Here is a 9,759-nt window from a genome sequence, read left to right as displayed (position 1 = left end):
GTGCTCCCGTCCGACGCGGGGGCCGTGGGATTTGATCCCCTCCTGCGCGGCGGGCGGGACTGGGGGGGGGGCGCCGCGGCCGCCCCGGCGCCGCGCGGTCGCGATCGCCTGCAGGCCGGCCACGCCCGCGCCCATGATGAAGACATTGGCGGCCGGGATGGTGCCGGCGGCGGTCATCAGCATCGGGAACCCGCGGTCGAAGGCCTCGGCCGCCTCGATCACCGCACGGTAGCCCGCCAGGTTCGCCTGGGAGGACAGCACGTCCATGGACTGCGCCCGGGTGATGCGCGGCAGCAGCTCCATCGCGCAGGCGTCGATCCCGGCTTCCGCATAGGCCTTCGCGGCGGCGGCATCGGCCTGCAGGGTGCCGATCAGCAGCGCGCCGCGCGGGATCTTCGCCAGCTCCGCGGCCTCCGGCGCACGAACCGCCAGAACGATGCCCGCCCCGGCCAGCGCCGCGCCAGGATCGACCGCCATCTCGGCGCCCGCCTCGGCATAGGCCGAATCCGGGATACCGGAGGCCGCGCCGGCGCCGGCCTCCACCGCGACGGTGCAGCCCAGGCCGATGAGCTTCTTCACCGTCTCCGGTGTCGCGGCCACCCGCGTCTCCGCCGCGCGCCGTTCGCGCAGGACCGCTACCCGCATTCCGATTGACCCCCCGGTTGAGGCTGAAGCCGGCGCGATATGACGCCTGGGGGCCGGTCTGGCAAGGCAAGGGATGGCGGAGGGCGTGGCGGCGCGCCATGTTCTTGCCGCGCGAAGGAGGCTGGCGATGCTGTTCAGGGACCTGCCGGACGGATCCTTTCTCGCCGTGAGCCAGCCCATGCACGCGCTGGTTTCCGGCCAGATGGCGCGCGCCTGGGGTGCGCCCGGCTTCGCCCGGCCAGAGCCCTTCGAGGAGATCGCGACGGCCTGCGCCCAGCACGACGTCGCCTGGATGGACTGGGAAACTTCCCCGAGTCTCGACCCCGCCACGGGTCGCCCGCATGCCTTCCGCCAGGTCGGCGCGCGCGATCACGCGCCGATGTGGGCCGCCGGCGTCCAGCGCGCCATCGCGAGCTGGGGCCCCTGGGTCGGCCTGCTGGTGAGCCGCCACGGCACGCGGATCTACGCCGCCTACAGCGACCGCCACCGGGTCAGCCCCGAGGATGCGGCGGCCGCCGAGACCTATCAGCGCGAACAGGGCGCGCTGCGGGCGCAGCTGCTCGCCCGGCTCGGCGCCACCGAGGCCGAGCTGGAACTGGCCGCCGCCCTGGTGGCGGTGACGGACGCGCTGAGCCTTGCCGCCTGCGGTGGCATCGCGACGCTCGGCTGGTCGGGCATGGCGCCGCTGGCCGGCGGCGGCGAGGTGCCGCTGAGGCTGGAGGAAGGCGACGGCGTGATGACCGTCTCGCCCTGGCCCTTCGCAGCGGCGGAGGTGCCGCTGACCTGGACCGCGCGCCGCTTCGCACCCGGCACGCGCTGGACCGACGAGACCGCGATGCGCCGCGACTACGCCGCCGCGCCGGTGCAGCGCATCACGGCGCGGCTGGTGCCCGGTTAGGCCGCTTTGGGCGGGGTCCGAGGAAAGCAGGGCGCCAGCGGCCGGAACAGGCTCAGCCGCCGGAGCCCACAGGCACCCCCGCCGCCTCCAGCGCCGCCCTCTGGCGCGCGGCGATGTCGGCTTCCCGAAAATCGTGCACCAGTTCCATGAACATCCGGTGCCAGTTGGCCTCCGCGCGCAGGCGGTAGAACACGCTGCCGAGCCCGATCGCGGCGCGGTCCATCAGCGGGAACTCGCGCGGGATCTTCACGCCGCCCGTCCGCTTCAGCCCCTCATGCACCTGCATCGCGATGCGCCGGCCGTATTGCGGGTCGTCCAGCGGCGTGATGGTGCGCACCTCGTCCCTCACCAGCGGCTCGTAGAGGAACTTCGCCCAGACGTTCAGCACCTCCATCGTGTCCTTGCTGAGGTTCTTGAACCCCCAGATCCGATACGCCTCGGCCGCCTTCTCGATGTCGTGGTCGCGCACGGCCTCGTAGAGCATGATCACGCCGGTGACGAAGCTCGCGGGAAAGACGCGGATCACGCCGAAGTCGAACAGGTTGACGCCGAAGCGCACATCCGGGTCGGCATCCTCCCGCACCTGGTAGTTGCCGAGATGCGGATCGCCGTGGATCACGCCGTAGCGGTAGAAGGGCACGTACCAGGCGCGGAACAGCGCCTTCGCGTAGGCCACGCGCTCCTCCGCGGGCGGATCCTCCTCGAGACGGCGCAGGATCGGGCGGCCCTGCAGCCAGGTCATCGTCAGCAGGCGCTTCGTGGTGTACTCCGGCACCGGCTCCGGCACGGCGACGCCCGGGATGTCCTTCAGCATCAGCCCGTAGAGCCGCATATGCGCGGCCTCGCGGATATAGTCCAATTCCTCGCGCAGGCGCGTCGCCAGCTCCGCATAGGCCTCCTCGTTGTCGAGGGTGTTGTCCATGCGGCGATAGAGCGACAGCGCGATCTTCAGCTGCCGCAGATCGGCCTCCACCACGCTCGGCATGTCGGGATACTGCAGCTTGCAGGCCACCTCGCGCCCGTCCGGCAGCGTCGCGCGATGCACCTGGCCGAGGCTCGCGGCGGCCGCCGCCTCCTGTCCGAAGGCCTTGAACTTCGACTGCCAGGCCGGGCCGAGCTCGGTCTGCATCCGGCGGCGCACGAAGTTCCACCCCATCGGCGGCGCATTGGACTGCAGCGTCGCCAGTTCCTGCGCATATTCCTCCGGCAGCGCCTCGGGCACCGTCGCCAGGAACTGCGCCACCTTCATCAGCGGGCCTTTCAGCCCGCCGAGCACCTGCTTCAGGCTCTCGGCATGCGCGTTCTTGTCGGCCTTGATGCCGAGGAAGCGCTCGCCCGCCACGCGCGCCGCGACGCCGGTCACGGCGCCCGAGGTGCGGACCATGCGCCGCACCTCGCCGAACAGGGTGGATTCCTTGCGCTCGCTCATGCCTTGGCGCCAGGCGCCGCGCCCTCCAGCTCGTCGATGAAGCCGCTGATCACGTCGAGCCCCTTGCGCCAGAAGGCCGGATCCGACGCATCGAGGCCGAAGGGCGCCAGCAGCTCCTTGTGCCGCTTGGTCCCGCCGGCGCGCAGCATGTCGAGATACTTCTGCTGGAAGCCCGGATGCCCCTCCCGGAACACGCCGTACAGCGCGTTCACCAGGCAGTCCCCGAAGGCATAGGCATAGACGTAGAAGGGCGTGTGAACGAAGTGCGGGATATAGGCCCAATAGACGTTGTAGTCCGGCGTGAAGTCGAAGGCCGGGCCCAGGCTCTCGGTCTGCACCTGCATCCACAGCTCGCCGATGCGCTCCTGCGCGATCTCGCCCTTCTTGCGCTCGTCATGCAGCAGGGTCTCGAAGCGGTAGAAGGCGATCTGGCGCACCACCGTGTTCAGCATGTCCTCCACCTTGGAGGCCAGCAGCGCGCGGCGGCGCTTCGGGTCCGTCTCCGCATCCAGCAGGTTGCGGAAGGTCAGCATCTCGCCGAAGACGCTCGCGGTCTCGGCCAGGGTCAGCGGCGTCGAGGACAGCAGGTAGCCCTGCTGCCCGGCCAGGATCTGGTGCACGCCGTGGCCGAGCTCATGCGCCAGCGTCATCACGTCGCGCGTCTTGCCGTGGTAGTTCACCAGCAGATAGGGATGCACGGAGGGCACGGTCGGATGCGCGAAGGCGCCCGAGGCCTTGCCCGGCCGCAGCGCCGCATCCACCCAGGGGCGGTCGAAGAAGCGCCGGCCGATGGCGCCGAGCTCCGGGCTGAAGGCGCTGTAGCTGTCCAGCACGCGCTTCGTCGCCTCGGGCCAGGCAATCGTCGCATCATCCTGGTCGGGCAGCGGCGCGTTGCGGTCCCAGTGCTTCAGCTTCTCGAGGCCCAGCCACTTCGCCTTCATCGCGTAGTAGCGGTGCGACAGCCGCGGATAGCTCTCCCGCACCGCCGCCACCAGCGCGTCCACCACCTCGTCCTCGACCATGTTGGCGCGGTTGCGCGCGCTGGTCGGGCGGGGATAGTGGCGCCACCCGTCGATGATCTCCTTGTCCTTGGCCAGCACATTGGTGATCAGCCCGAACAGCCGCACCTTCTCCGCGAAGGCCTCGGAGACGCCCTTCGCCGCCGCGGCCCGCACCTCCCGGTCGCGGTCCGACAGCTTGTTCAGGGCCGAGGAGACCGTCAGGTCCTCGCCCGCCACGGTCACCCGCATGCCCGCGATGGTCTCGTCGAACAACCGGTTCCAGGCGGAGCGGCCGGTCACCTCCTTCTCGTGCAGCAGCTTCTCGAGCTCGTCCGAAAGCTGGTGCGGGCGGAAGACGCGCAGGTCGCGCAGCCAGGGCCGCCAATGGCGGAGCGCGGCGGAGGCGCCGAGCTTCGCCTCCAGCGCCGCCTCCTCCACCCGGTTCAGCTCCAGCGTCAGGAACAGCAGGTGGGAGGAGATCGCCGTCACCCGCTCCTGCATGGTCTGGTAGAAGCGGCCATTCGCCGCATCCTGCGCATCGGCCGAGAAGACGAGCTGGGCGTAGGACATCGCCCGCCCCAGCCGCTCCTCGATTTTTTCGTAGGTGGCGATGGCCTCCGCCAGGGCGTCGCCGGACAGCGCGGCGACCTTGCCGGCATGGGCGGCCTGGAAGGCCTTGGCCTCCGCCTCGGCCGCATCGAGGTCGGCGGCAAGGCGCGGATCCTGCGGCCCGGCATAGAGGTCCGTCAGGTCCCAGGATGGCAAGGCCTCGGCCGTCGCGGAGCCGCCCGCCCGGGCGGTGTCGCGGGCGGGGAACAGGCGGGAATCTTCGGGAATCGTCACGGCGTCTCTTGTGTCCGGAGGCTTCTCACCCTGGATATAGACCGCCGGCCCCGCGCGAAAAGCCGTCGGGCCGCGGCAACGGGCTGATCGGGGGGATTCGTCGGGGAATGGAGCCGGGCAAGCGCATCCATTGGAACAGCCTGCCGCAGATGATGCTGGAGCTGGCCGCGCGCCGGCAGGACCGGCCGATGATGCGGCACTGGAAGGACAAGGCCTGGCACCGGGTGAGCTGGGCGGAGTTCGCCCATCGCGTCGCCGCCGTCGCCGCCGGGCTGCGCGCCCGCGGCGTCGCCGCCGGGGACCGCGTGCTGCTGGTCAGCGAGAACCGGCCGGAATTCGTGATCGCCGACACCGCCATCATGGCCGTGGGCGCGGTGACGGTGCCGACCTACACCACGAACACCGCCGCCGACCACGCCCATATCCTGCGCGATTCCGGGGCGCGCGCGGCCATCGTCTCCGGCGCGGCGCTGACCCGGCGGGTGGCCGAGGCCGCCGCGACGACGGGCGGCCTCGACCTGCTGGTCGCGATGGAGGAGGCGGCGCTTCCCGCCGGCCCCGCGCCGATGCCCTGGGCCGAGCTGGAAGCCGCGCCGAGCGATCTCGGCATGCTGCGCGCCGAGGCGGAGCAGATCCCGCCCGGTCGCCTGGCCTGCCTGATCTACACTTCCGGCACCGGCGGCGCGCCCAAGGGGGTGATGCTGCCCCACCGCGCGATGCTCTCGAACCGCGACGGCGTGGCACGGCTGGCCGACCGGCTGCACCTGGAAGGCGAGTGCTACCTCTCCTTCCTGCCGCTGTCGCACAGCTACGAGCACACCGTGGGCGGCTTCCTGCTGCCCTCGCTGGGCGTCGAGGTGGTCTATTCCCGCGGCGCCGACCGGCTCGCCCACGAATTCCAGGAGATCCGGCCCGCCATCGTCACCGCCGTGCCCCGCCTGTTCGAGGTGCTGCGCGCCCGCATCCTCGCCGGCGTGGAGAAGGAGGGCGGCTTCAAGGAGAAGCTGTTCCACCGCGCCGTGGATCTCGGGCTGCGCAGGATGGACGGCCCGCCGCTCGGCCTGTTCGACCGGTTGCAGGACGCGCTGCTGGACAGGCTGGTGCGCGCCAAGGTGCGGGACCGTTTCGGCGGCCGGATGCTCGCGCTGGTCTCGGGCGGCGCCAGGCTCGATCCCGACCTCTCGGGCTTCTTCCTCGCCCTCGGCCTGCCGGTGATCCAGGGCTATGGCCAGACCGAGGCCGGCCCCGTGATCAGCGTGAACCTGCCCTGGGACAACGACCGCAGCACCGTCGGCCCGCCGCTGCCCGGCGTGGAGGCGCGCATCGCCGAGGATGGCGAGCTCTGCGTGCGGGGCGAGCTGGTGATGGACGGCTACTGGAACCAGCCCGAAGCGACCGCCAAGGCGATCCAGGACGGGTGGCTCCACACCGGCGACGTGGCCGAGATGACGGAGGGGCGCATCCGCATCACCGACCGCAAGCGCGACTTCATCAAGACGCTCGGCGGCGACATGGTGAGCCCCGCCAAGCTCGAGGGCCTGCTGATGGCCGAGCCGGAGATCGCCCAGGCGGTCGTCGCCGGCGAGGGCCAGCCGGCGATCGTCGCCCTGCTCGTGCCGGCGGACGGCATGGCGGAGAAGGTGCATGCCGCGGTGGCGCGGGTGAACGCGAAGCTCTCCTCCATCGAGCGCATCCGCAAGACCGCGACCGTGCCGGCCTTCACCGTGGAGAACGGCATGCTGACGCCGACCATGAAGGTGAAGCGCCGCGTCGTGCTGGAGACGCATGCGGCGGAGGTGGAGGCGCTGCACGGGCGCAGCTGAGCGCCCGCGCCGCCCTCATGCGCGGAAGCCGATATGGGCGACGAAGGCGCGCAGCACGCTGCGCCAGAGCGTGAAGGCATAGAGGAAGTTCTGCTCGCTCACGCCGCCTTCCAGCGTCATGAAATAGGTCAGGCGCGGCAGGCCGGTCGTCGTCAGCGATGCCTCGCCGAGCGTCCGCTCCTGGTTGAAGCGGTTGATCGCCTCCAGCGTCGGCGGCTTGCCCATGCGGAACGACACGGAATACTGGATCGAGCGGCAATTCGCGTTGTCGCGGCAGCCATAGAACTGGATCACGAAGCCGACGCCCTCCGCGGCCGATCGGATCATCGGATCGCCGCGCCCGTCGCGCGCCACATCCGCCTGGAAGCCGCGCGACTGCATGAGCTGCGCGATTCGTTCGGGGTCGGAGGCGTCGAGCAGTGCGGCGTTCTGCGCCCGCGCCTCGCCGGCGCTGAGCGCCACCGCGAGGAAAGCCGCCGCCAGTCTCGCGCGCTGCCGCGCGACCAAGGGAGCGAGCCCGATGGTCATGCCTGTTCCTCCCTGTTGAAGGCGCCCTCCCGCGCCACGTCCTGCCGATGCGTTCGCATGGAGATCATCGCCCGCGAGCCGCGTGCGGTTCAAGCGCCGAGCCGCAGCGAGACCACACGCAGAGTTGTTCGGCACGCGGCGCCACAGTGGTGGCGCGACGCGCGGCGACGCTCAGCCGACGGGATGAAGAGGCCTGCCCGTGCCGGCGAAGGCGGCGATGTTGGCCATCGTCGTCTCCGCGATGGCGTGCATCGCCTCCTCGGTGAAGAAGGCCTGGTGGCCGGTGATCAGAACGTTCGGGAAGGTGAGCAGCCGCGCGAAGACGTCGTCCTCGATCACCGTGCCCGAAAGATCCTCGAAGAAGAGCTTCTCCTCCTCCTCGTACACATCCAGCGCAAGATGCCCGAGGCGGCCCGATTTCAGCGCGCCGATCACCGCGCCGGTGTCGAGGATCGCGCCGCGGCTGGTGTTCACGAGCATCGCGCCGGGCTTCATCAGCGCGAGGCTCCGCGCATCGATCAGATGGCGCGTCGCCGGCATCAGCGGGCAGTGGAGACTGACGATGTCGGCCTCGCGCAGCAGATCCTCCAGCGCCACGTAGCGCAGGCCGAGCGCCAGGCATTCGGCATTCTCCTGCGGGTCATGGCCCAGCAGCCGGCAGCCGAAGCCGGCCATGATCCGCGCGAAAGCGGTGCCGATCTGCCCCGTGCCGACGATCCCCACCGTGCGGCCATGCAGGTTGAAGCCCAGCAGCCCGTCCAGCGCGAAATTGCCCTCGCGCAAGCGGTTCCAGGCGCGGTGGATGTTGCGGTTGAGCGCCAGGATCATCGCCACCGCATGCTCGGCGACCGCTTCCGGCGAATAGGCCGGCACCCGCCCCACCGCGATGCCGAGCCGCTTCGCCGCGGCGAGGTCCACATGGTTGAAGCCGGCCGAGCGCAGCGCCAGCAGCCGCACGCCGCCGGCGGCCAGCACCTGCAGCGCGGCGGCATCGGCGCGGTCGTTCACGAAGAGGCAGGCGGCCTCGCAACCCTCCGCGAGTCGCGCCGTCGCGGCATCCAGCCGCGCCTCGATCCAGACGAAGGCGTGGCCCTCGGCATTCGCCGCCTCAAGGAAGCGCCGGTCATAGGGCTTGGTGGAGAAGACGGCGACGCGCATGCCCTCGCCCCCTTTCCGCTACAGGTCGCGCTGCCCCGGCAGGTAGGCGCCGCGATCGGTCGGGCGCAAGGCGGAGAACAAAGCCGTGACCTGGGTGTAGTCGCGATAGCCGCAGCGCGCGACGGTGCCGGCCGCCACCATGTCGAAGCGGCCCTCCTTCAGCGCGGCATCGGCGATGTGGATGCCGACCACCTGGCCGATCACGAAGACGCCGCCCGTCTCGCGCCCCTCGAGGTCGCGCAGCGCGCCATGCTGCAGCACGCGGCATTCCAGCGAGGCCGGGCTCGCCGCCACGCGCGGCGCCTTCACCAGCCGGGATGGCGCCGTCTCCAGCCCCGCGAAGTCGAACTCGCTGTGCCCCGCCTCCAGCGCCTCGGAGGAGGCGTTCATCGCATCGAACAGGTCGCGCGTGACGAGGTTGAACACGAACTCGCCGGTCGCGATGGCGTTCGCCGCCGAATGCTTCAGCCCGTCGCTGCCGAACATCACGATCGGCGGCGCGGTCTGGATCATGTTGAAGAAGCTGTAGGGCGCGAGATTCGGCCGCCCCTCCCCGTCCAGCGTGGACAGCCAGCCGATCGGCCGCGGCGCGACGATCGCCTTCAGCGGGTCATGCGGCAGGCCCGCGGCGCGGTGCCCTCCGGCCTCGTAGAACATCATGCCTCTCCCGGTCTTCGCCGCTACCAGCCCTCGGTGCCGGGCGCGCCCTTGAACGGCCCCTCGACATCGGCCGTGATCCAGCCGCCATAAAAGCGGCCGGGCTGCGTCACCACTCTTTCGTCGTCCACGAAGCACGCATCCACCTTGCCGGCATAGAGCGCGACATGCCCCGCGATCGGCGCGAAGGCCGGCGTCGGCGCCGGATAGGACCAGGCCGCGCGCGCGGCGGTCACGCCGCCACCGATCAGGTCAAGATACTCCGCCTCGCCCTTCCATTCGCAGACGCTCTGCCCGGGCGCATCGCGCAGCGCGCCCGGCACGAAGGCGTCGCGCGGGATGTACCAGCTCGGCGGGTGGAAGGTCTCGAGCACCCGCCAGCAATCCGTGCTGTCCACGATCGTCGCGCCGCCGAGCACCACGCGCACGCGCCGCGTGCTGCGCTCCAGCCGCGGCGGGCGCGGATACCCGGCGACACGCTCGCGCGCCATCACATCCCGAGCGCGCGGCGGTAGAGATCCAGCAGCGTCTCCTGCTCCTCCACCTCGGCCGGCTCCTTCTTGCGCAGCGAGATGATCTGGCGGATCACCTTCACGTCGAAGCCGGCGGATTTCGCCTCGGCATAGATGTCCTTGATGTCGCCGGCGAGCGCCTTGCGCTCCTCCTCCAGCCGCTCGATCCGCTCCACGATGGAGCGCAGGCGAGGGGCGGGGGGGGCCCCCGCGGAGGGGGGCGGGTGGGGCGGGGAGCGCCCCCCCCGCCCCCCCGGGGGCAGGG

The 9,759-nt window shown here is 71.1% G+C and carries 10 protein-coding genes; 2 read left to right on the top strand and 8 right to left on the bottom strand.

Annotated features, from left to right (window positions below; genetic code table 11):
- The coding region (locus AC1MIR_RS20430) for a Rossmann-fold NAD(P)-binding domain-containing protein (RefSeq protein WP_480030020.1) at positions 1-645 on the bottom strand (645 nt) is incomplete at its 3' end.
- Between the two features lie 127 nt (positions 646-772).
- Here AC1MIR_RS20430 and AC1MIR_RS20425 point away from each other — a divergent pair.
- Positions 773-1,543 carry a DUF3891 family protein gene (locus AC1MIR_RS20425; protein ID WP_480030019.1) on the top strand — a complete coding sequence of 257 codons (771 nt, stop codon included), beginning with the start codon at positions 773-775 and terminating at the stop codon, positions 1,541-1,543.
- A 52-nt stretch (positions 1,544-1,595) separates the two neighbouring features.
- Here AC1MIR_RS20425 and AC1MIR_RS20420 read toward each other — a convergent pair whose 3' ends face one another.
- Complete coding sequence (locus tag AC1MIR_RS20420) at positions 1,596-2,972, bottom strand: ABC1 kinase family protein (RefSeq protein WP_480030018.1); 1,377 nt, start codon at positions 2,970-2,972, stop codon at positions 1,596-1,598.
- Positions 2,969-4,816, bottom strand: coding sequence for a M3 family oligoendopeptidase (locus tag AC1MIR_RS20415; protein WP_480030017.1), 1,848 nt, complete (start codon positions 4,814-4,816; stop codon positions 2,969-2,971). The genes AC1MIR_RS20420 and AC1MIR_RS20415 overlap by 4 nt, the downstream gene beginning before the upstream one ends.
- A 107-nt stretch (positions 4,817-4,923) precedes the next feature.
- Here AC1MIR_RS20415 and AC1MIR_RS20410 point away from each other — a divergent pair, with 107 nt between their 5' ends.
- Positions 4,924-6,639 carry an AMP-dependent synthetase/ligase gene (locus AC1MIR_RS20410; protein ID WP_480030016.1) on the top strand — a complete coding sequence of 572 codons (1,716 nt, stop codon included), beginning with the start codon at positions 4,924-4,926 and terminating at the stop codon, positions 6,637-6,639.
- Between the two features lie 15 nt (positions 6,640-6,654).
- Here AC1MIR_RS20410 and AC1MIR_RS20405 read toward each other — a convergent pair whose 3' ends face one another.
- The 5 genes from AC1MIR_RS20405 to AC1MIR_RS20385 all read right to left on the bottom strand — a co-directional run bounded on the left by AC1MIR_RS20405 (position 6,655) and on the right by AC1MIR_RS20385 (position 9,682).
- Complete coding sequence (locus tag AC1MIR_RS20405) at positions 6,655-7,167, bottom strand: YbjN domain-containing protein (protein WP_480030015.1); 513 nt, start codon at positions 7,165-7,167, stop codon at positions 6,655-6,657.
- 171 nt (positions 7,168-7,338) lie between these two features.
- Positions 7,339-8,325, bottom strand: a complete 987-nt coding sequence (locus AC1MIR_RS20400; protein ID WP_480030014.1) for a 2-hydroxyacid dehydrogenase — start codon at positions 8,323-8,325, stop codon at positions 7,339-7,341.
- Positions 8,326-8,343: 18 nt separating this feature from the next.
- Positions 8,344-8,985 (bottom strand): flavin reductase family protein, encoded by a 642-nt coding sequence (locus AC1MIR_RS20395; protein WP_480030013.1) that lies wholly within the window; start codon positions 8,983-8,985, stop codon positions 8,344-8,346.
- A gap of 20 nt (positions 8,986-9,005) precedes the next feature.
- On the bottom strand, positions 9,006-9,473 hold the full coding sequence (locus AC1MIR_RS20390; protein WP_480030012.1) for a DUF427 domain-containing protein: 468 nt from the start codon (positions 9,471-9,473) through the stop codon (positions 9,006-9,008).
- A complete protein-coding gene (locus AC1MIR_RS20385) occupies positions 9,473-9,682 on the bottom strand; it encodes a DUF2312 domain-containing protein (RefSeq protein ID WP_480030228.1) in 210 nt (69 codons plus the stop codon). Before AC1MIR_RS20385 ends, AC1MIR_RS20390 begins: the two co-directional genes overlap by 1 nt.
- Between the last annotated feature and the right edge of the window lie 77 nt (positions 9,683-9,759).

The organism is Falsiroseomonas sp. RANM36 (assembly GCF_056682175.1).
The sequence above is the reverse complement of the archived record's forward strand: the minus strand, read 5'-3'. Positions and strand labels throughout refer to the sequence as shown.

What these genes read in the sequence shown, in the direction of transcription:
- AC1MIR_RS20425 (WP_480030019.1), top strand. Translation starts at nt 773, where the DNA reads ATGCTGTTCAGGGACCTGCCGGACGGATCCTTTCTCGCCGTGAGCCAG.
- AC1MIR_RS20420 (WP_480030018.1), bottom strand. Translation starts at nt 2,972, where the DNA reads ATGAGCGAGCGCAAGGAATCCACCCTGTTCGGCGAGGTGCGGCGCATG.
- AC1MIR_RS20410 (WP_480030016.1), top strand. Translation starts at nt 4,924, where the DNA reads ATGGAGCCGGGCAAGCGCATCCATTGGAACAGCCTGCCGCAGATGATG.
- AC1MIR_RS20405 (WP_480030015.1), bottom strand. Translation starts at nt 7,167, where the DNA reads ATGACCATCGGGCTCGCTCCCTTGGTCGCGCGGCAGCGCGCGAGACTG.
- AC1MIR_RS20400 (WP_480030014.1), bottom strand. Translation starts at nt 8,325, where the DNA reads ATGCGCGTCGCCGTCTTCTCCACCAAGCCCTATGACCGGCGCTTCCTT.
- AC1MIR_RS20395 (WP_480030013.1), bottom strand. Translation starts at nt 8,985, where the DNA reads ATGATGTTCTACGAGGCCGGAGGGCACCGCGCCGCGGGCCTGCCGCAT.
- AC1MIR_RS20390 (WP_480030012.1), bottom strand. Translation starts at nt 9,473, where the DNA reads ATGGCGCGCGAGCGTGTCGCCGGGTATCCGCGCCCGCCGCGGCTGGAG.